Genomic DNA, 21,106 nt, shown 5'->3' on the forward strand with positions numbered 1-21,106 from the left:
GCCGGCCGCTGGCCGGCAACCACGCGGTTGTTTCCGGAGGCCATGAAAAAGCCGGCCAGCGGCCGGCTCTACCAGAAGCAGAAGGGCCGCTTGCGCGGCCCTTCGTGTTGCTTACTTCAGCTTCGCGTCGGCGCGCAGGGCGGCGGCGCGGTCGGTCTTCTCCCAGGAGAAGGCCGTGGCGTTGACGGTCTCGCCTTCGCCGTTGAGGTAGCTGAACTCCTTCGGCTTGCGGCCGAAGTGGCCATAGGCCGCGGTCTGCTGGTACATCGGGTGGATCAGGTCCAGCATCTTGATGATGCCGTACGGGCGCAGGTCGAAGTGCTTGCGGATCAGCTTCTCGATCTTGTCGTCGCTGATCTTGCCGGTGCCGAAGGTGGTGACCGAGATCGAGGTCGGCTCAGCCACGCCGATGGCGTAGGAGACCTGCACTTCGCAACGGTCGGCCAGGCCGGCGGCAACCACGTTCTTGGCGACGTAGCGGGCCGCGTAGGCGGCCGAGCGGTCGACCTTGGACGGGTCCTTGCCGGAGAACGCGCCACCACCGTGACGGGCCCAGCCGCCGTAGGTGTCGACGATGATCTTGCGGCCGGTCAGGCCGCAGTCGCCCACCGGGCCGCCGATCTCGAACTTGCCGGTCGGGTTGATGTGGAACTTGGTGCCCTTGTGCAGCCACTTGGCCGGCAGCACCGGCTTGATGATCTCTTCGCGGACGGCCTCGATGAGGTCCTTCTGCTTGATGCCCGGGGCGTGCTGGGTCGACAGGACCACGGCGTCGATGGCCGAGACCACGCCGTTTTCATAGCGCAGGGTGACCTGGCTCTTGGCGTCCGGGCGCAGCCACGACAGCGGCGAGTTCTTCTTCTTGCGGATCTTGGCCTGCTGCTCGACCAGGCGGTGCGACAGGTGGATCGCGGCCGGCATGTAGCTGTCGGTCTCGTTGGTGGCATAGCCGAACATCAGGCCCTGGTCGCCAGCGCCCATTTCTTCCGGCTTCTTGCGGTCCACGCCCTGGGCGATGTGCGGCGACTGCTTGCCGATCAGGTTCAGCACGCCGCAGGTGGCGCCGTCGAAGCCGACGTCGGAGCTGTCGTAACCGATGTCCGTGATGACCTTGCGGGTCAGCGCTTCCAGGTCGATCCAGGCGCTGGTGGTGATTTCACCGGCCACGATGGCAACGCCGGTCTTGACCATGGTCTCGCAGGCCACGCGGGCGCGTTGGTCCTGGGTCAGGATCGCGTCCAGCACCGCATCGGAGATCTGGTCGGCAACCTTGTCCGGATGGCCTTCGGAGACCGACTCGGAGGTGAAGAGATAGCTGGACATCAGGCGTAATATCCCTTGATTCGGATGGAAAGATGGGCGCGCATGATACACGGGGTGCGCCGCCTGTGCATTGTGAACCGGTACCGGTTGCCGGTGGTTAAGCCCGCGTAGGCCCGGCAGGGGCCGTCATGACGGGATTGGGGGCCAGCCTCGAGGCCCAGTGTTCCACCCGCGCGACAACAACAGACGGGGCTGCCCAACCCCCGACCGCGCAGGCCGCGACCCGGCCGTCAAGGAGGCCGGCCGTCATCGTTCTGCCCCGAAACCGCCATCTGGCTGCCGCCTGCCGGGCGCAGGCTGTCGGCCAATCCGGCCGCCGGGCATCAGTGGATCCGCCATGCAGGAACTCGAACAGCGTCTCCAGCAACGTTTCCCCGATTGGTTCCATGGCCGTCGCGGCCAATTGGCGCGGCCGTTGCTGCGCAGCGTCGGCCGCTGGTCGCGCCTGGACCAGATCGAAGCCTTCCTGCAGCGCAGCTCAGGCCTGCGCGGCTTCGGTTTCGTCGCCGCCGGCCTGGAGTTCATCGGCGGCCAGTACCAGGTGGATCCGGCCGCGCTGGCGAAGATTCCGGCCACCGGCCGCCTGCTGATCGTCGCCAACCACCCTTCCGGGGCTCTGGACGCACTGGCCCTGCTGGACGCGGTCGGCCGTATCCGCCGCGATGTGCGGATCGTGGCCAACGACCTGCTGGGGGCGATCGCGCCGCTGCAGGATCTGCTGTTGCCGGTGCGCATCCTGGGCGGCAAGGCGCAGCGCGGCAGCCTGCATGCGGTGGAGCAGGCATTGGCCGCCGAGCAGTGCGTGATCGTGTTCCCGGCTGGCGAGGTCTCGCGCCTGTCGCTGCGCGGCATCCGCGATGGCCGCTGGCAGCGGGGATTTGTCCGCTTTGCCCGCGCCGCCGGTGCGCCGGTGCTGCCGGTGCGGGTGGAAGCGCGCAACTCGGCACTGTTCTATGGCGCCTCGACCCTGTTCAAGCCGGCCGGTACCGCGCTGCTGGCGCGCGAGATGTTCACCCGTCGTGGCCGCCCACTGCGGCTGAGCATCGGCGAGCCGATGCGGCTGGGCGACGGCGGCGATCCGGGTGCCCAACTGCTGGCGGTACGCCGCGCACTCTATGCGCTGGGCCGCAATGGCGCGGCCGGCAATGCCGCTGCCTGCGCAGGCCCTGAGCCGCTGGCCGCTCCGGTGCCACCTTCGCAGGTCGCCGCTGGCATCGCAGCCGCCACCCAGCTGGGCCAGACCGCCGACGGCAAGCAGATCCTGCTGGCCACCTGCACTGCCGATTCGCCACTGCTGCTGGAACTGGGCCGCCTGCGCGAACTGACCTTCCGCCAGGTGGGTGAGGGCACCGGCCGCAGCCGTGACCTCGACAACTACGACCCGCAGTACGAGCACATCGTGATCTGGGACGCCGCCGCGCAGCGCATCGCTGGCGCGTACCGGATCATGCGTGGTGCCCACGCGTTGGCCCGGCACGGCCTGTCCGGCCTCTACAGTGCGTCGTTGTTCCGCTATTCCGACGACGCCATCAGCCACATCGCCGAAGGCCTGGAACTGGGCCGCAGCTTCGTGGTGCCCGACTACTGGGGCAGCCGCAGCCTGGATTACCTGTGGCAGGGCATCGGTGCCTACCTGCAGTGCCGGCCGGGGATCCGCTACCTGTTCGGCGCGGTGTCGATCAGTGCGGCGCTGCCGCGCGATGCGCGCGAGCAGCTGGTGGCGTACTACCAGCGCTATTACAGCGGCACCGCCGGCATGGCCGAATCGAACCGGCCGTTCCAGTACTTTGCCGCACCGCCCAGTTTCGGTGAGCTGGATGCAGGCGCCGCGTTCGACGTGCTCAAGGCCAACCTGGCTGCACTCGGTACCGGCGTACCCACGCTGTATCGCCAGTACACCGATCTGTGCGAACCGGGCGGCGCGCGCTTCCTCGCCTTCGGGGTGGATCCGGACTTCAGCGATTCGATCGACGGCCTGATCGAGGTGGACCTGTGTGCGATCCGGCCGAACAAGCGCAAACGTTACCTGCGCGACGCGGGGACGCCGGCATGAGCACGCTGGCGAACCTGTCGCCGCACCGGCGCGCAGTGTTCGTCTCCGACGTGCACCTGGGATCACGTCACTGCCATGCCACCGAGCTGGCGCGCTTTCTCTCGCAACTGCGCTGTGAACGGCTGTACCTGGTCGGCGACATCATCGACCTGTGGTGGATGGCGCACCGCCGTGCCAACTGGCGGCAGTCGCACAGCGAGGTCATCCAGGCGCTGCACGCATTGCGTCGCGCTGGCACCGAGATCATCTACATCCCCGGCAACCACGATGCATCGCTGCGCCAGGTGTGCGGGCTGATGCTGCCGGCGATGCAGGTGCGCCGCCGCGCCATCCACGTGACCGCCGATGGCCGCCGGCTGCTGGTCGCGCACGGCGACGACTACGACGGCGTGACCCACTTCGGCGGCCTGCAGGAAAAGTTCGGTGACTGGCTGTATTACCGCATCCTCACCGGCAACCAGGCATTGAACGCGGTGCGCCGCCAGCTTGGCATGCGCTACTGGTCGCTATCGGAGTTCCTGAAGAAGCGCAGTGGTGCGGCTGAACGCTACATCGAGCGCTTCGTGCAGGCCGGCCTGGACGACGTGCGCCGGCGCGGCCTGGACGGCATCGTCTGCGGGCATATCCATCGCGCCGCGCTGGTCGAACGCGATGGCCTGGTCTATGCCAACGATGGGGATTGGGTGGAAAGCCTGACCGCGCTGGTCGAAGACCACGACGGCGCGCTGCGCCTGCTGGACCACAACGGCCAGACGCTGGTGGAGCTGCCGGGCGCGCGGTTGTCGCAGGCGGCATAGCCCGCGTGTGTCCCGCTGTAGAGCCGAGTCCATGCTCGGCTGTCGTTATGCGCAACGAAGAGCAGCCGAGCATGGGCTCGGCTCTACATACACCGCGCGCAAGCCGCTAGCATCGGCCCATGGATTCATTGACCCAGATCGTGCTCGGTGGCGCCGTCGCTGCTGCCATCGCTCCGCCCGGCCATCGCCGCGCGGCCCTGCTGGCCGGTGCCGCGCTCGGCACCCTGCCGGACCTCGACGCCCTGTGGCTTGGCTTCACTGCGGCCGACCCGGTGGCGAACATGACCGAACACCGCAGCTTCAGCCATTCGCTGCTGGTGCTGCCCTGGGTGGCCGCACTGATCTGGTGGTTGTTCAAGCGCTTCGGCAATGGTCGCGTCGCGCAGTCACCGCTGCGCTGGTTCTGGGCGATCCAGCTGGCGCTGGTTACCCATCCCGTGCTGGATGCGTTCACCGTCTACGGTACCCAGTTGTGGTGGCCGCTGCGGCCACACCCAACCATGGGCTCCAGCGTCTTCATCATCGACCCTGGCTACACGGTGTGGCTGCTGCTGGGCTGCGTGCTGGCCTGGTTCGGTCGTGCGCGGCCCTGGGCGGGCAAGGTGCTGGGCGCGGCGTTGCTGTTCAGCAGTGGCTACCTGGGCTGGGGGCTGATCGCCAAGGCGCAGGTCGATCGGGCCGCCCAGCAGAGCCTGGCGGCGATGGGCCTGGGTGACGCGCCGCGCTTCTCGGTGCCGATGCCGTTCAATACGCTGCTGTGGCGGGTGGTGGCGATGACGCCCAATGGCTACGTGGTGGGTGATCGCTCACTGGTGGCCGACCATGGGCCGATGCGGTTCGAAGGTCATGCGTCCAACGTGCAGGCCTTGCGCGAAGCGCGGGCCATCCCGGCGGTGCAGCAGCTGCAATGGTTCAACCGTGGCTTCATGCGTGCGCAGGTCGTGGACGGAAGGCTTGTGCTGAGCGATCTGCGCATGGGGCTGGAACCGGACTACACCTTCAACTTCGTCGTCGCCGAGCAGGCGGACGGGCAATGGCGGGCGATCGTGCCCGAGCAGGTGCGGGCGGACTACAGCAGCCCGGCCGCGCGCGCTGATGCCGGGCGCCGGCTGGCGGCGATGTGGCAGCGGATCTGGCATGCGCCCGAGTAGATCCACGCCCTGCGTGGATGAAGGGACATCGGCGGTGGCAGCCACGCGTGGCGTGGCTCAACTGCGTCGATCAGCGCCCGCAGCCGGTGCCGTTGAGTAGATCCACGTCATGCGTGGATGAAGGGACATCGGCGGTGGCAGCCACGCATGGCGTGGCTCTACTGCGTCGATCAGCGCCCGCAGCCGGTGCCGTTGAGTAGACCCACGCCATGCGTGGATGAAGGGACATCGGCGCTGGCAGCCACGCATGGCGTGGCTCTACTGCGTCGATCAGCGCCCGCAGCCAGTGCCGTTGAGTAGATCCACGCCATGCGTGGATGAAGGGACATCGGCGCTGGCAGCCACGCGTGGCGTGGCTCTACTGCGTCGATCAGCGCCCGCAGCCGGCGTCGTTGAGTAGATCCACGCCATGCGTGGATACGGGAGCATTGGCGCCGCGTCGGCTCAATACACCGTCGCGCGGCCCTGCACGAACGAGTAGAAGAACACCGCATTCGGGTCGTTCTGCACCAGGCGGAACTCGCGGCGCATGCCTTCCACGGTTTCCTCGTCCACCGAGCCGGCCTGCAGCAGCTGGTCGGCCGCCGACAGCAGCAGCTGCTCCCAGAACGCGATCATGGTCTTGCGACGGGCAGGCTCGCGGTTGTCCAGGTGGATGGTCTTGATCTCGGTATGCACGTCGCGGAAGCCGCCGGCCAGCAGCAGGTTGCCCAGCTTTGCACCGACGAACGGGTCACCGCCATGGTCGTACTGGAAGTCGTTGAAGGCCATCCAGTAGCGCCAGATGTGCGGCGAGTACGGATCAAGCAGGAACGAGGCATTCATCACCTCGGTGATGTAGACCGGTGAACCCGGCGCCAGCACGCGGCGCACTTCACTCAACACGCGTGCCGGTGACGGAACATGTTCCAGCACCCAGCACAGGAAGGCCGAATCGAAGCTGCGCGCCTCGAACGGCAGTTCGCCGGCATCGGCCTGCTGCAGGGTGTAACGGTCGCTGCACCACGGGGTGCGCGCCAGGTTCTCGCGCGCGGTGGCCAGCTGGGTCTCGCTCAGGTCCACGCCGGTCACGTGCAGCTCGGGGAAGCGGCGCAGCAGGATCTCGGTCTGCGCACCCACGCCGCTGCCGACTTCCAGCAGGCGCCGTGCGCCGCTGTAGTCGATCTGGCCGAAGATGCTCGACTCCAGCAGGCGCGCCTGGGTCATCAGGCGCTGCTGCTCGGTGCCGGAGAACCCGTGCAGGTAAGTCGGGGAGGAAATCGGCGGGGTCATGGGGCGGGCTCTCGGAGTTCAATTCGGTCGAGCAGGCTCGACGTTGCGACGCGGCAGGGCGGTCAGGCCGCCGAAGACAGCGCCGGTTCCCCGTCAATCAAGCGGTCGAAGTACTCGGTGGTCAGCGCGATCTGGCTCTGCGGATCCTCCGCGCGGTTGACCACCGCGCGGAAGGCGGCGTTCTCCGGCCGGTCCTTGGCATACCAGCCCAGGTGCTTGCGCGCGATGCGCACGCCCTGCGGTTCGCCATAGAAGGCATGCAGTGCGTGCAGGTGGCCCAGCAGGATGTCGCGCACTTCGGCCAGCGACGGTGGCGGCAGTTCCTGCCCGGTGGCCAGGTAATGCGCCACTTCGCGGAAGATCCACGGCCGGCCCTGTGCGGAACGGCCGATCATCACCGCGTCCACGCCAGTTTCCTTCAAAACGTGGGCAGCCTTCTGCGGCGAATCGATATCGCCATTGGCGATGACCGGAATGCGCAGGGCGGCCTTGATCTCACCGATGGTGGCGTACTCGGCCTGGCCGGTGTAATGCTGGTCGCGGGTGCGGCCGTGCACGGCCAGTGCAGCGATACCGCTGTCCTCGGCGATGCGCGCGATCAGCGGGCCATTGCGGTGGTCACAGTCCCAACCGGTGCGGATCTTCAGCGTGACCGGCACGTCCACCGCGTTGACCACGGCTTCGAGGATGCGCGCCACCAACTGCTCGTCGCGCATCAGCGCTGAGCCGGCCCAGGCGTTGCACACCTTCTTGGCCGGGCAGCCCATGTTGATGTCGATGATCTGCGCGCCGTGGTCGACGTTGTAGCGCGCCGCCTCGGCCAGCTGCTGCGGCTCGGTACCGGCGATCTGCACGCTGATCGGCGCCGGCTCGCCCTCATGGTCCATGCGGTGGATCGACTTGCGCGTGTTCCAGAAGCGCGGGTCGCTGATGGTCATTTCCGAGGCGGCCAGGCCCGCGCCCAGCCGTTTGCACAGCAGGCGGAAGGGCTTGTCGGTGACGCCGGCCATGGGCGCCAGCACGACGTTGGGGGCAATGGTGTACGGGCCGATCTGCATGCGCCCATTGTAGAGCGCGGGCGCGGCCTGGGCGGTGTCGGCCGGCCCCGGGTTCAGGCCGATCGGCACCGACCTCATGCCGTACCGGCATCAGCAGATGCTTGACGGTTGCTTCCGCCGCCCCCAGGGGCGGGCCATGGTAGGCGGCTAACCCAGGCTCTGCCAGGCCTGCCGGGTCCCCAGTGCGAAGGCCAGCCCCAGGCCCAGGCAGACCAGTGAACTGGCTACCCAGAAGCGCCGGCCGTTGTAGCCGGGCCGGAGCAGCGCCAGGCCGAAGCCCATCGCCGCGCGCAGCAGCAGCAAGGCAGCGATGGCGGGCAGGACCAGGCGGCTGGCCGGCAGCGGCGAATGCCAGCCCGCGGCGGCCAGTGCGTACAGGGTCCAGGCCACCAGCACGGCCGTGATGCCGGCGGTCATCAACGGTGGCCACCAGTGCCCCGCATGCGCGAGCCGGACCACGCGCTGGCCGGCACCGAAGTATCTGTACCACGCGGCGCCGAAGGCGATGCAGCCGATATGCAGCAGCGCCGCAGCGGCACTGCCTGCGGCCGCGACCAGCAACCAGCGGAATCCGTCCATGTCCTGCCCGTGCAAGGAAGCTGCTCGGATCGTGAGCGAGGGGCAGGATGTGGGCAATGCGACAGGCGGTCGCAGGGGCTGGGCAATGGGCAAAAGAAAGGCCCAGGTGCCTGTGCACCCGGGCCTTGTCATCCACGCCTGGCGTGGAATTACTTGGCTTCGGCGTCGGCCGGGGTGAAGCGCGGCATCGCCGCTGCAGCGCCTTCCTTCTCGGTCGAGCGACCGGCGAACTGGTTGGCAAAGCGCACGTGGCGGGCGAACGGAGCGTCGGCCACCTGCGCCAGCGACGCGGCCAGCGCACCGTTGAAGGCATCACCGGCACCGGTGGTGTCGATGGCCTGCACCTGCTCGGCGCCGACGCGGTAGTACGGCTGGGTATCGCCGCGCAGGTTCTCGTCGGCATGCGAGACGAACACGCCCACCGAACCCAGGGTCACCACCACGGTACCGTTGCCGACCAGCTTGCGGCAGAGCGCATGCAGGCTGGCGCCATCCAGCGCGGCGACATCGTTGGCATCCACGCGCTCACCGACATGGCGGCCGAGCAGCGCGGCGAACTCGGTCTCGTTCGGGGTGATCACATCGGCCAGCTTGAGCAGGCCGATGGTCGAGGGCGCGTCGGCCGGTGCGGTGTTGAGCACGGTGGTGACACCGGCCTCGCGGGCCGTGGCCAGCGCCGCTTCGATGGTCTGCACCGGCGATTCCAGCTGCACCAGCACCACCTTGGCGCTGGTGAGCAATGCCTGCTGCTGTTGCAGGAAGTCGGTGCTGAGCGCGGCGTTGGCGCCCGGGCCGATCACGATGGTGTTGCGGCCACGCGCGTCCACGTAGATGCCCGCAGTGCCGGTCGGCTCGCTGCTGGCTTCGGCAATCAGGCCGAAGCCATCCTGCGCGGCCAGTTCACGTGCGGTGGCGCCGCCGGCGTCATCGCCCAGCGCGCACACGAAGTGCGTCTCGGCGCCGGCGCGGCAGGCGGCCACGGCCTGGTTGAAGCCCTTGCCTCCCGGGCCGGTGCTGTAGCGGCCGGCAATGGTCGCACCCGGTGCCGGCAGCGACTCGCACCGCCACACGTGATCGACATTGAAGGAACCGACGACAACGACACTGCTGCTCATAGGAAATCTTTTCTCAACCAGGGGTTCAACTGAAGTGCGTCAGCACGCCGGCGATGGTCGCCGTCATGAAGGTGGCAATGGTACCGCCCAACACCGCGCGCAGGCCGAACTTGGCCAGATCGTGGCGACGTTCCGGCGCCAGGCCGCCGATGCCGCCGATCTGGATCGCGATCGAGCTGAAGTTGGCAAAGCCGCACAGCGCGTAGGTGGCGATCAGGCGGCCTTCGTCGGACAGGCTCACGCCCGCCACCTGGCCGTTCACGATCTGCGACAGCTCGGTGTAGGCCACGAACTCGTTGATCACGACCTTCTGGCCGATCAGCGAACCGACGGTGGTGGCATCAGCCCACGGGGTACCGATCACCCAGGCGATCGGGGCCAGCACGTAACCGAAGATGGTCGACAGGTTGGTCGGCTTGCCGATGGCAGCGGCCAGGCCGGTCACTTCGCCGAACCAGGTGAGCGGTGCATTCAGCAGCGCGATCAGGGCGATGAAGGCCAGCAGCATCGCGCCGATGTTCAGCGCCAGCTTCAGGCCGTCACCGGCACCGGCAGCGGCCGCGTCGATGATGTTGCTGGAGGTCTTCTCCACTTCCATCTTCACCGTGCCGCGGGTCAGCGGGGTGCCGGTTTCCGGAATCAGCAGCTTGGCCACGACCAGGGTGGCAGGTGCGGCCATGATGCTCGCCGCCAGCAGGTGCTTGGCGTAGAAGGCCTGCTGCGCCGGGTCGCCACCGCCGAGCATGCCCACGTAGGCCGCCAGCACGCCGCCGGCGATGTGCGCCATGCCGCCGATCATCATGGTCAGCAGCTCGGACTGGGTCATCCTGGCGATGTACGGGCGCACGGTCAGCGGCGCCTCGGTCTGGCCGATGAAGACGCTGGCGCAGACGCTGGTGGTTTCCGCGCCGGACACGCGCATCACCTTGGTGATCGACCAGGCCATCACGCGCACGATCGCCTGCATGACGTTGAGGTGGTACATGACCCCCATCAGCGCCGAGAAGAAGATGATGGTCGGCAGCACCTGGAAGGCGAAGATGAAGCCGTAGTTCTTGGTGTCCATCAACGAGCCGAAGATGAAGCCCGAGCCCTCGTTGACGAAGCTCAGGACCTTGACGAAGCCCTTGCCCAGCGCATCGAACACGTCGCGCCCGCCCGGCACCAGGATCACCAGCGCCGCGAAGGCGATCTGCAGGGTGATACCGGTGGCAACCAGCTTCCAGTCAACCGCACGCTTGTTGTTGGAAAACAGCCAGGTGATGCCGATCAGCACCGCCAACCCGAACAGGCCGAAGCCGATCCTGCCCAAACCTTCGACCATGTGAGTGACTCCCCTGGGGCGTCGCGAAAAACGGGAAGCCTAGTGCAGGGCAGGGGCCGGGGCAAGAAAAAGCAGCGTGCGCGCGCCCATCGGTACCGATCAGGCCAGCAACGGCAAGGGCTTGCGGCCGGCGGCGGCAGGTAGAATGGGGCTCGATCCCGGCCCGGATGCGGGCCCGCAGCAGGAGATTCGCATGCAATACCGTCGCCTGGGCTCCACCGGCCTGCCGATTTCCGCCCTGTCCTTCGGCGCCTGGGTGACCTTCGGTGACCAGATCCCGCGCGACGAGGCCCGCAACCTGGTGGCTGCCGCCTGGGACCACGGCGTCAACTTCTTCGACAACGCCGAGGGCTATGCCAACGGCCGCGCCGAACAGGTGATGGGCGATGTGATCGCCGACCTGCGCCTGCCGCGCGATGGCATCTGCGTCTCCAGCAAGGTGTTCTTCGGCAGCGCCAAGGACCCACGGCCGACCCAGCGCGGCCTGTCGCGCAAGCATGTGACCGACGCCTGCCATGCCGCGCTCAAGCGCCTGCGGGTGGACTACCTGGACCTTTATTACTGCCATCGCCCGGATCCGGACGCGCCGATCGCCGAGACCGTGCATGCCATGGATACCCTGGTGCGGCAGGGCAAGATCCTCTACTGGGGGACCTCGGAGTGGTCGGCGGTGCAGATCCAGCAGGCGCTGGACATCGCCGAAGCACGCAACCTGCAGGGCCCGTCGATGGAGCAGCCGCAGTACAACCTGCTGCACCGCGAACGCGTCGAGGTCGAGTATGCGCCGCTGTATGCCGGTGCCGGCCTGGGCACCACCATCTTCTCACCGCTGGCCTCGGGCCTGCTGACCGGCAAGTATGACCAGGGCATTCCGGCCGATGCGCGGCTGGGCCGCGAGGGCATGGAATGGCTGCAGGCGCTGGTGCTGGGTGACGACGCCGAGGCCCGCCTGGCCCAGGTGCGCCGCTTCAGCGAAGCAGCGCGTGAGCTGGGCCACGCCCCCGCCACGCTGGCGATTGCCTGGTGCCTGCGCAACCCGAACGTCTCCAGCGTGATTCTCGGCGCCAGCCGGGTCAGCCAGCTGCTGCAGAACCTGCAGGCGCTGGAGGTGCTGGAGCAGGTCGATGCGGCTGGCTGGGCGCAGGTCGAAGCCGCCTTCGCCTGAAACCCGGGGCCGACCGGGCCTGGGCCTCGGTCGGGCCGGCCCGGCCGAGGGAACGGGAACGGTAGAGTCGACTGTTGATTGACTGCTTCGAGCAACAGCAGTCGACCAACAGTCGACGCTACACGGCTGCGCCGCCATTTGATTGACAGGATCTATCGAATTGCAGAATTCGATCATTAATCCCATCGATCAAATTGAGAATGGTTGTTGATTGTCAACTGAGAATCATTATCATTTGAATCGTCCCTCGCACGAGTCCAGATGCTCATGAATGCTCAACCTGTACTGCTGCGCCCCGAAACGCTGACCCTCCGCGATCGTCCGGTCCGTGTCGTTCCGCCGGAAGAGGTCATCGACAGCGAAGCCCTGCTCAAGGGCCGTCGTGAAATCCTGATCCAGCACGGCGACCGCTTCTACCGCCTGCGGCACACCAGCAACGACAAGCTGATCCTGACCAAGTAATCGCGGCCTGGTCGCCCGCCTCCCTCCCTCCTGCCGGCAGCGCCGGCAGGGTGGGCGACCCGTCCGCGCCCGCTCTCTCCCCCTCGGTCTACCGCGTGCACCTCCCGGGTGTGCCGGTAACCGGGGGTTCCCCTGCCTGACCGAACGAACCCGATGACCCGCCCTACCGCCCTTTGCCTCGCCGTCTGGATGGCCCTGCCGCTGTCCGCCCATGCTGCTGCCGCGGCCACCGCCGCGCCTGATGCGCGCGACTTCGACCGCGTGCAGGTCACCGCCACCCGCACCGAGCGGGCAGTGAGTGACGTGGCGGCCACCGTGGATGTCATCGACCGCGAGCAGATGGACCGGCACCTGGTGCAGGACATCAAGGATCTGCTGCGCTACGAGCCGGGCCTGTCGGTCAGCCGCAGCGCCGCGCGCTTCGGCCTTGGCAGCATCCGCATCCGTGGCCTGGACGGCAACCGCGTGCGCGTGCAGACCGATGGCATCGCCATGCCCACCAGCTTCAACATCGGCTCGTTCTCCAACGCCAACCGCAACTTCACCGATCTGGACACGCTCAAGCGCGTGGAGATCGTGCGTGGCCCGGCCAGCTCGCTGTACGGTTCCGACGCGCTCGGGGGCGTGGTGGCCTTCGTCACCAAGGATCCGGCCGATTACCTGAAGGATGGCAAGGACAGCTACGTCGGCCTGAAGTTCGGCTACGACGGTGAGTGGAAGGGCCTGCTCGGCGGCGTGACCAGCGCGTTCGGCGGCGAACACTGGAGCGGCATGGTCAACATCAACCATCGCCAGGGCCAGGAAACCGGTAACAAGGGCGATGTTCGCAGCCTCGACAACACTCGTACCGCGCCCAACCCGCAGGACCGCGACGGTCGCAGTGGCCTGGCCAAGCTGGTCTATGCACCGAGCGAGGACCAGCGCTTCCGCCTGACCGTGGAAGGCAACGAAGACAACACCGATACCAGCGTGCTGTCCTCGATCGACCGCACCACCACCACCGGCATGAAGGCGCGCGACACGCAGAACCGCACCCGCGTGTCGTTCGCCCATGAAATGGATGCGCTGGACAAGGGCTTCGCCGACAACCTGCATTGGCAGCTGTATACCCAGCACAGCGAGACCAACCAGATCACCGACGAAGACCGCGCCAACCGCAGCCGCCGCCACCGCGAGTTCAACTTCGACCAGCGCGTGTACGGCCTGCAGGCACAATTCAACAAGGCGTTCAGCACCGGCAGTGTCGAACACGCGCTGACCTACGGCTTCGAAGGTGCGCGTACCGAGATCCGCCAGAAGCGCGACGGCTATCAGGTTCTGGCCAATGGCCAGACCAGCACCACCATCCTGCCCGACGCCTTCCCGGTACGCGATTTCCCGATCAGCAAGACCACCGAGCTGGGCCTGTACGCGCAGGATGAAATGCGCATGGCCGGCGGCAAGCTGTCGCTGGTGCCGGGCGTGCGCGTGGATCGCTACGAGCTGAAGCCGGAAGTGGACAGCATCTTCGCCGACGACAATCCCGGCGTTGCGGTGGCCAGGCTGACCAAGACCAGCGTCTCGCCGAAGCTGGGCGTGGTCTATCGCTTCACCGACGAATGGTCGTTGTTCGCCGGCTACTCGCATGGTTTCCGCTCGCCGCCGTACAACGACGTCAACCTGGGCTTCACCAACTTCGCCTTCGGTTACACCGCCATCCCCAATCCGGACCTGAAGCCGGAAACCAGTGATGGCATGGAGCTGGGCCTGCGCTTCCTGTCACCGGCCGCCTACGTCAGCGTCAGCGGCTACTACAACGAGTACAAGGATTTCATCGAGTCGCAGTCGCTGGTCGGCACCAACGCCCAGGGCCTGATGGTGTTCCAGTCGCGCAACATCGCCGATGCGCGCATCTACGGTGCCGAACTGAAGGCTGGCGTTGACTTCGGCCAGATCAACCCGGCGCTGCAGGGCTGGGCGCTGCGCAGCTCGGTGGCCTGGTCGCGCGGCGACAACAAGACCGAGGACACTCCGCTGGATTCGGTCGACCCGCTGCGCGGCACCGTCGGCCTGATGTACGACACCGACGCCTGGGGCGTCGAACTGGCCGGTACCTTCGTCAAGCGCAAGGACCGCGTCACTGCAGCGACGGTGTACCGCCCGGCCGGCTACGGCGTGGCCGACCTGATGGCGCACTGGAACTTCGCCCCGGGCGCGACCTTCAACGTCGGCGTGTTCAACCTGGGCGACAAGCGCTACATCGATTGGTCCAACGTGGGTTCGACGCTGTCGGCGACCAGCCGCGTGCTGGATCGCTACACCAGCCCGGGCCGCACCCTTTCCGCCAGCCTTGCCGTTTCCTGGTGACCTCATGAGCCGCGCCTTGTCCGCACGCAGGAATGACGCCATCGCCGTGCAGGGCAGCGCGGCCTGGCCGACCCCGGCACAGCTGGCCACGCTCGGCACCGTGTTGTGCCTGTACCACGCCGACGGCAACGAGCTGGGGGGCTGGCGCCAGGCGGTGCGCGTGCACGCCTGCCAGGGCGTGGACAGCGAGGGCATACGCGAAAGCCTGTGTTTCCTCGATGCCCGCGGCCGCTGCGTGTGGCGGCTGTACCTGTTGCCCGACAGCGATTTCCTGGCCTGGGACCGGCTGGTCGCGGCGCTGCCGCCGGGCCCGGAGCATGACAGCGAGGGCAGTGTCGGCGAACGCCTGTGGCGGCGCCTGGCCGGCCATCTTGGTGGCCAGCGCTGGCGCCTGTGCACGCTGCGCCTGCATGCCGCGGACGAGGGCCGCACGCTGGCAGCCAGCCTGTCGACCCTGTCCTCGCTGGGCGCGGCCACCGCGCGTCGCATCGCTCGGTTGGAAGGTGCCGAAGGCGAGCTGGCGATCGACGATTGCTGCTGCGCCGACGCCGCGCGCCGGCCGACACCCCGTATTCCCGGCGACCTGCCGCTGATCCGCCTGTGATCCTTTCCTGATGGAACGCCCGCCGGCCCTGGAAGGCCTCTCAACGAACCTGCAACCCCGAAGGAAGACCCGATGAAGTTCCAGACAGCCAGCGTCATGCTGTTGCTCGCTGCCAGCGGCGTGGCCAGCGCGCAGCCCTCCGACATCGCCCGCGACCACGACAGCATCCTCGCCATGCAGGGCGAGTACACCGTCGACTTCGCGTTCGACGAGACCGTGCTGCTCAAGCCCGGCTACGAGCGTGCGCCGGCGATGCGCAGCGGCGGCAGCGAAGTGGTCATCGTGGTCGAGGACACCCCGCAGCGCATCGTGCTGCAGCACCTGTTGCTCGATGAGAAGAGCGGCCACATCACCAAGCACTGGCGCCAGGACTGGGTCTACGAAGCGCCCAGCCGTTTCGAGTTCAGCGCCGACCAGACCTGGCAGGTACGCCGCATTCCCGCAGCGGTGAACCAGGGCGCCTGGACCCAGTGCGTGTATGAAGTGAGCGATGCACCGCGCTACTGTGGCACCGGCAAATGGACGTACACCAACAACGTGCCGAGCTGGACCAGCGACCTGAGCTGGCGCCCGCTGCCGCGTCGTGAATACACAAAGCGCAGCGACTACAACGCGCTGGCCGTGGTCAACCGCCACACGCTCACGCCCAATGGCTGGACCCACGAGCAGTTCAATACCAAGGTGCAGCGCAACGCCGACGGCAGCCAGGTGGAGATCGCCCGCGAGTTCGGCTTCAACGACTACGTCAAGACAACCGAGGTCGACTTCACCCCGGCCCGCGCCTACTGGAAGGCCACCGCCGGCTACTGGGCCAAAGTGCGCCAGCGCTGGGACGGCTTCCTCGGCCAGGCCCCGGGCGTGCACCTGAAGACCAAGCTCGATGGCATGGCGATGATCATCCCGCTGTTCACCCAGGCCGAAGAGATCCAGTCCGGCAAACAGGTGAAGGACGCGCAGATCGACGAGGTCTTCGCCAAGTACGTGGAAAAAGCCCAGTAGATCCACGCCATGCGTGGATGTGCTTGTTCCTTGAATACTGGCAACGCCGTCATGTGCTTTTGGCAGGTGCCGAGCTTGCTCGGCACACGCTTTCCCGCATCCACGCATGGCGTGGATCTACCGGCAAGTGCCGAGCCTGCTCGGCACGCGCCCCGGTCCGGCGTCGCCTCAGGCCTCGCGCAACGCCAATGCCGGCGGCGTATGCAGGATCGCCCGCGTGCCCCACCAGCCCGCCAGCAGGCTCAAGCCGATGCCGACTACGCCGCCAATCAGCAGCCCCGGCCACGGCGGCAGCAATGGCAGCTCGAACACTTTCTGCGAGACCGCCACGCCGATCGCAGCGGCCGCGCCCACCGCCAGCATCGCCGCCAGCGTGCCCAGCGCGCCGAACTCCACCAGTACCGCGCCACGCAACTGGCGCCGGGTCGCACCCAGGGTGCGTAGTACCGCGCTGTCGTAGCGGCGCTCGCCGGCGGTGGCCTGCAGCGCGGCCAGCAGCACCAGCACGCCGGCCAGCAGGCTGAACACCATCACCAGCTGCACCGCCTGCGCCACGCGCTCCATCACATCGCGCACCTGCGAAATCACCGCATCCACGTCCAGCAGCGACAGGTTCGGCTGCGCGCGCACCAGTTCGCCCAGGCCCGCCGCCTTGCCGGCCGGCAGATGGAAGGCCGACAGCAGGTTGTGCGGGGTTTCGCCCACCGCATTCGGGTTCAGCAACACGAAGAAGTTCGGCCGGAAGGTGTTCCAGTCCGCCTTGCGCACGCTGGTGACGGTGAACTCGCGCTCCTGCTCGCCCACCGCAATGGTGATGCGGTCGCCGGGGTACAGGCCGTAACGCTTGGCCCAGCCGATCTCCACTGATGCCTCCGGCGCCGTGCTGTCGTTCTTCCAGAAGGTGCCGTTGACCAGCGTGTTGGCGGGGGGGAAGGTGCTGCGCCAGCTGAAGTTCAACGGCCGGTTCTCGTCGTCGTCATCGCGCTGACCTTCGCCTTGTGCCGCTTGTCCGTCCTGACCGGGCTCGCGGTCCACGCGCAGCGGTGGCTTGCCATTGATCGCGATCAGGCGGCCGGTGGCCATCGGTTCGATGCTGGCGTCACCGGCGCCCAGTCCACGCAGCGTGGTCAGCACGCTGTCGCGCTGTTCGGGCTGGATGTTGATCAGGAAGTAGTTGGGCGTGTCCGCCGGCAGGCGCTCGCGCCATTGCTGCAGCAGGCCGGGGCCGGTCACGGCCAGCAACAGCAGCGCGCACAGCGACAGCGACAGCCCGACCAGCTGCATTACCGCCAGCATCCGGCGCCGGGTCAGCGCGGCCAGGCCCAGCCGCCAGTGGCCATGCAGGCGGTGCTGCAGGCCGCGCAGCAGCTGCAGCAGCACGAAGCCGACCGCACCGGCCGCCAGCGCCAGCGCGGCCAGGCCGCCGAGCACCCACAGCGCCAGTTTCACATCGCCGGTGACCTGCACCGCCAGCAGCAGGCTGGCCGCCAGCGCCGCCACATAGGCCAGCAACGACGCCGGCGGCAGGGCGGCGAAGGAACGGTTGAGCACGCGCATCGGCGGTACCCCGCGCAGGCGCAGCAGCGGCGGCAGGCCGAAGCCGAACAGCAGCAACAGGCCAATGCCCGCGCCGGTCAGTGCCGGCATCGCTTCCGGCAGCGGCAGGCGCTGCGGCACCAGGCTGCCCAGTACCTGCACCAGGCCTTCCTGCGCGGCCATGCCCAGGCCGATGCCGAGCGCACAGGCCGGCACCGCCAGCATCAGCAGCTGCAGTGCCAGGCCAAGCAGGATGTCGCGCTGGCGCGCACCCAGGCAGCGCAGGATCGCCACCTGGTCGATGCGGCGCAGCGCGAAGCGGTTGGCCGCCAATGCGGTGGCCACGCCCGCCAGCAGCACCGCCAGCAGCGCGCTCAGGCCGAGGAAGCGCCCGGCCAGATCGAAGGCCTGGCGCACGCCGCGCTGGGTGTCATCCACGCTCAGCAGGCGCAGGCCCTTCACCTGTGGCAGCAGCCACTCACGCAGGGACGCGACCTGCCCGGGCGGTCCTGCAAACATCAGCCGGTAGTTGATGCGGCTGCCGGGGCCAAGCAGTCCCGTGCCTTCCACATCGGCGCGGTTGACCAGCAGGGTGGGGGACAGCGTCAGCAGGTCGCCACCGGTGTCCGGCTCGGCCTCGATGATGCCGGCGATGCGCAGCGTGCCGGCGCCGAACTCGAGATCATCGCCGGCCTTCAGCCCGAGCCCCTGCAGCAGGCGTGGGTCGGCATAGGCCTGGCCCTTGGGCGGCATGCCGGCATCGGTGATCAACGTACCGCCGGGCGTGGCCCGTACCCGCAGCGTGCCGCGCAGTGGATAGCCCGCCTGCACCGCCTTGATGCTCGCCATCTGGCTGGCCTCGCCATGGAACAGCACGCTGCCGAAGCTGGCGATGCGGGTGTAGGCCAGTCCACGCCGTTGTGCCTCGTCGGCGAATGCCTGCGGCGGGTCATCACGCCCGGCGATGCCGAGATCGCCACCGAGCATTTCCGCCGCGCTGCCGGTCAGCGCCAGGTTGACCCGGTTCACCAGCGTGCCCACCGCGGTCATCACCGCCACGCCCAGCACCAGTGCGGCGAACACGGTGAGCAGGTCGCCGGCCAGCGCCTCGCGACGCAGCGCGCGCCACGCGTGCCGCAGCAGGTTCATGCCTGGGCTCCGCGCTCAACCGGCAGCAGGCGGCCGTCGTCGATACGATGGATGTACTGGCAACGCTGCGCCAGGCGCATGTCGTGGGTGACCAGTACCAGGGTAGTGCCGCTGCCGGCGTTGAGTTCGAACAGCAGGTCGCTGACGTGCTGGCCGGTGGCATGGTCCAGCGATCCCGTCGGTTCGTCGGCGAACAGGATGCGCGGCCGGGTGACGAAGGCACGCGCCAGTGCCACGCGCTGCTGCTCGCCACCGGACAGCTGGCGCGGGTAGTGGCGGGCGCGATGGGAGAGGCCGACCTGGGCCAGCACTTCATCGACCCGCGTGCGATCCTCGCGCCCGGCGAGTTCCAGTGGCAACGCGACGTTCTCGGCGGCGGTCAGCGCCGGCAGCAGGTGGAAGCTCTGGAACACGAAGCCAACCTCGCGCGCGCGCAGCTGGGCCCGCGCCTCTTCATCGAGGTCGCCCAGGTCCTGGCCCGACAGCGCAATGCGGCCCCGACTGGGCAGGTCCAGCCCGGCCAGCAGGCCGAGCAGGGTGGTCTTGCCCGAACCGGAGGCGCCGACGATGGCCGCGCTGGTGCCTTCATGGACGGTCAGGGTGATGTTGTCCAGTATGTGGACTTCACCCTCCGGGCCCTGCACGGATTTGCCGACCTGGTCGACGGCGATGGCGACGGGCGCGCTGCGGGGGGACAGGCTGTCGATGAGGAGACTCCAATGCGCAAGACGGGATGGAGCCGGCGAGCCGGCGCGATGATGGTGCTGCTGCTAGGGTTCCTGCTGTTGCCGGGGCTGGCCTGTGCCAAAGGTACGGCTGGCACCGTGCTGGTGCTCGGCGACAGCCTCAGTGCCGCCCACAATATCCCTGCCGACGCCGGCTGGGTCAGCTTGCTGCAACAGCGGGTCAGGCAGCAGTCGAAAACCCCGGCGCGCATCGTCAACGCCAGCATGAGCGGGGAAACCACCGCCGGCGCGCTGACCCGCCTGCCGGGCCTGCTGGCCAGGGAGAAGCCGACCGTGGTGGTGATCGCGCTGGGCGGCAATGACGCGCTGCGCGGGCTGACCCCGGCGCAGGTGCAGGGCAACCTGGAAAAAATGGTGCAGGCCAGCCAGAAGGCCGGTGCCAAGGTGCTGCTGCTGGGCATCGACGTGCCGCCCAACTACGGACCGGCCTACCGCCAGCGCCTGGCCGCGGCCTACAAGGCGCTGGCCACGCAGTACAAGGTGCCGCTGCTGCCGTTCCTGCTGGAGGGCGTGGCCCTGCAGCCGGGCATGATGCAGGGCGACGGCCTGCACCCCACGGCGCAGGCGCAGCCGAAGGTGCTGGACAACGTCTGGCCGCTGCTCAGGCCGCTGCTCTGAACCGTTTGTGTACCTCTTGACGGAACTTCACATCGCGTCCACCGTCGATCCGGCATGTTTCACAAAGCTGAAGTTAGAGGGAATCACATGCGTCAGACGAAGGAGACCTCCGGCTTGGTGCTGGTGGTCGAAGACAACCGCAACATCTCCGAGATGATCGGGGAATACCTGGAAGGTCGCGGCTTCGAAGTCGACTATGCACAGGACGGCCTGGATGGCTACCGCCTCGCGGCGGAGAACAGCTATGACGTCGTGGTGCTCGATCTCATGTTGCCGCGCCTGGATGGCATCGAAGTGTGCCGTCGCCTGCGCAACGATGCGCGCAAGTCCACGCCGGTGCTGATGCTCACGGCACGCGACACGCTGGACGACAAGCTCACCGGCCTCGGGTTTGGTGCCGATGACTACCTGACCAAGCCGTTCGCGATCCAGGAGCTGGAAGCCCGCCTGCGCGCGCTGATCCGTCGCGAACGTCGCCAGGTCGGTTCGGAGGTGCTGAAGGTCGCCGACCTGGTGCTCGATCCGGTCAGCATGCGGGCTACCCGTGCCGGTACCGAGCTGCAGCTGTCGCCGATCGGCCTGCGCCTGCTGACCATCCTGATGCGCGAATCGCCGCGCGTGGTCACCCGCCAGGAGATCGAACGCGAGATCTGGGGCAATGGCCTGCCGGATTCGGACACCCTGCGCAGCCATCTGTACAACCTGCGCAAGATCATCGACAAGCCGTTCGACCGTCCGCTGCTGCACACCGTGCAGAGCGCCGGCTATCGCATTGCCGATATTGCCCAGCCGATGGCCTGATCGGGGCC

At 67.8% G+C, this 21,106-nt stretch carries 18 protein-coding genes; 10 read left to right on the forward strand and 8 right to left on the reverse strand.

Annotated features, from left to right (window positions below; all coding sequences use genetic code 11):
• Positions 1-111 precede the first annotated feature (111 nt).
• On the reverse strand, positions 112-1,323 hold the full coding sequence (gene metK / locus ACM0O9_RS00025) for a methionine adenosyltransferase (RefSeq protein WP_005408103.1): 1,212 nt from the start codon (positions 1,321-1,323) through the stop codon (positions 112-114).
• A gap of 337 nt (positions 1,324-1,660) precedes the next feature.
• Here metK and olsF point away from each other — a divergent pair, with 337 nt between their 5' ends.
• The 3 genes from olsF (at position 1,661) to ACM0O9_RS00040 (ending at position 5,324) form a co-directional block, all read left to right on the forward strand.
• Positions 1,661-3,376, forward strand: coding sequence for a bifunctional ornithine lipid synthase OlsF (olsF, locus tag ACM0O9_RS00030; RefSeq protein WP_065178748.1), 1,716 nt, complete (start codon positions 1,661-1,663; stop codon positions 3,374-3,376).
• Entirely contained in the window at positions 3,373-4,173 is an 801-nt protein-coding gene (locus ACM0O9_RS00035) for a UDP-2,3-diacylglucosamine diphosphatase (protein ID WP_005415316.1), read from the forward strand. Before olsF ends, ACM0O9_RS00035 begins: the two co-directional genes overlap by 4 nt.
• A 119-nt stretch (positions 4,174-4,292) precedes the next feature.
• Positions 4,293-5,324 carry a metal-dependent hydrolase gene (locus tag ACM0O9_RS00040; protein WP_005415317.1) on the forward strand — a complete coding sequence of 344 codons (1,032 nt, stop codon included), beginning with the start codon at positions 4,293-4,295 and terminating at the stop codon, positions 5,322-5,324.
• Positions 5,325-5,768: 444 nt separating this feature from the next.
• Here the strand turns inward: ACM0O9_RS00040 and ACM0O9_RS00045 are convergent, their stop codons facing one another.
• From ACM0O9_RS00045 to ACM0O9_RS00065, 5 genes are all read right to left on the reverse strand, one after another.
• Complete coding sequence (locus tag ACM0O9_RS00045; protein WP_005415318.1) at positions 5,769-6,596, reverse strand: class I SAM-dependent methyltransferase; 828 nt, start codon at positions 6,594-6,596, stop codon at positions 5,769-5,771.
• 62 nt (positions 6,597-6,658) lie between these two features.
• Positions 6,659-7,654, reverse strand: coding sequence for a tRNA dihydrouridine synthase DusB (gene dusB / locus ACM0O9_RS00050; RefSeq protein WP_053500098.1), 996 nt, complete (start codon positions 7,652-7,654; stop codon positions 6,659-6,661).
• Between the two features lie 147 nt (positions 7,655-7,801).
• Entirely contained in the window at positions 7,802-8,233 is a 432-nt protein-coding gene (locus ACM0O9_RS00055) for a hypothetical protein (protein ID WP_111127653.1), read from the reverse strand.
• A gap of 149 nt (positions 8,234-8,382) precedes the next feature.
• Positions 8,383-9,348 (reverse strand): ribokinase, encoded by a 966-nt coding sequence (locus tag ACM0O9_RS00060; RefSeq protein WP_005415321.1) that lies wholly within the window; start codon positions 9,346-9,348, stop codon positions 8,383-8,385.
• A 25-nt stretch (positions 9,349-9,373) separates the two neighbouring features.
• Positions 9,374-10,672 (reverse strand): NupC/NupG family nucleoside CNT transporter, encoded by a 1,299-nt coding sequence (locus ACM0O9_RS00065; RefSeq protein WP_005415322.1) that lies wholly within the window; start codon positions 10,670-10,672, stop codon positions 9,374-9,376.
• Between the two features lie 193 nt (positions 10,673-10,865).
• Here ACM0O9_RS00065 and ACM0O9_RS00070 point away from each other — a divergent pair, with 193 nt between their 5' ends.
• From ACM0O9_RS00070 to ACM0O9_RS00090, 5 genes are all read left to right on the forward strand, one after another.
• Entirely contained in the window at positions 10,866-11,837 is a 972-nt protein-coding gene (locus ACM0O9_RS00070; protein WP_005415323.1) for an aldo/keto reductase, read from the forward strand.
• 267 nt (positions 11,838-12,104) lie between these two features.
• Positions 12,105-12,299, forward strand: coding sequence for a hemin uptake protein HemP (hemP, locus tag ACM0O9_RS00075; protein ID WP_005412278.1), 195 nt, complete (start codon positions 12,105-12,107; stop codon positions 12,297-12,299).
• Between the two features lie 153 nt (positions 12,300-12,452).
• Positions 12,453-14,645 carry a TonB-dependent hemoglobin/transferrin/lactoferrin family receptor gene (locus ACM0O9_RS00080; RefSeq protein WP_279945823.1) on the forward strand — a complete coding sequence of 731 codons (2,193 nt, stop codon included), beginning with the start codon at positions 12,453-12,455 and terminating at the stop codon, positions 14,643-14,645.
• A 4-nt stretch (positions 14,646-14,649) separates the two neighbouring features.
• A complete protein-coding gene (locus ACM0O9_RS00085; protein WP_414604092.1) occupies positions 14,650-15,249 on the forward strand; it encodes a Hemin transport protein in 600 nt (199 codons plus the stop codon).
• A gap of 72 nt (positions 15,250-15,321) precedes the next feature.
• Positions 15,322-16,248, forward strand: a complete 927-nt coding sequence (locus ACM0O9_RS00090) for a DUF6607 family protein (RefSeq protein WP_065186809.1) — start codon at positions 15,322-15,324, stop codon at positions 16,246-16,248.
• A 168-nt stretch (positions 16,249-16,416) separates the two neighbouring features.
• Here the strand turns inward: ACM0O9_RS00090 and ACM0O9_RS00095 are convergent, their stop codons facing one another.
• A complete protein-coding gene (locus ACM0O9_RS00095) occupies positions 16,417-18,933 on the reverse strand; it encodes an ABC transporter permease (RefSeq protein WP_414604093.1) in 2,517 nt (838 codons plus the stop codon).
• Positions 18,930-19,577, reverse strand: coding sequence for an ABC transporter ATP-binding protein (locus ACM0O9_RS00100; RefSeq protein ID WP_005415330.1), 648 nt, complete (start codon positions 19,575-19,577; stop codon positions 18,930-18,932). Before ACM0O9_RS00100 ends, ACM0O9_RS00095 begins: the two co-directional genes overlap by 4 nt.
• Before the next feature lie 75 nt (positions 19,578-19,652).
• On the opposite strand from ACM0O9_RS00100, the gene ACM0O9_RS00105 reads away from it, so the two are divergent.
• Both ACM0O9_RS00105 and ACM0O9_RS00110 read left to right on the forward strand, forming a co-directional pair.
• Positions 19,653-20,297 (forward strand): arylesterase, encoded by a 645-nt coding sequence (locus tag ACM0O9_RS00105; RefSeq protein ID WP_032953941.1) that lies wholly within the window; start codon positions 19,653-19,655, stop codon positions 20,295-20,297.
• An 87-nt stretch (positions 20,298-20,384) separates the two neighbouring features.
• The gene (locus ACM0O9_RS00110) at positions 20,385-21,098 is read left to right on the forward strand and encodes a response regulator transcription factor (RefSeq protein WP_002811889.1); all 714 of its coding nucleotides are present in this window, start codon (positions 20,385-20,387) and stop codon (positions 21,096-21,098) included.
• The last annotated feature ends 8 nt before the right edge of the window (positions 21,099-21,106 follow it).

This window comes from Stenotrophomonas sp. FR012 (assembly GCF_047520565.2).
Classification (GTDB): Bacteria; Pseudomonadota; Gammaproteobacteria; order Xanthomonadales; family Xanthomonadaceae; genus Stenotrophomonas; species Stenotrophomonas sepilia.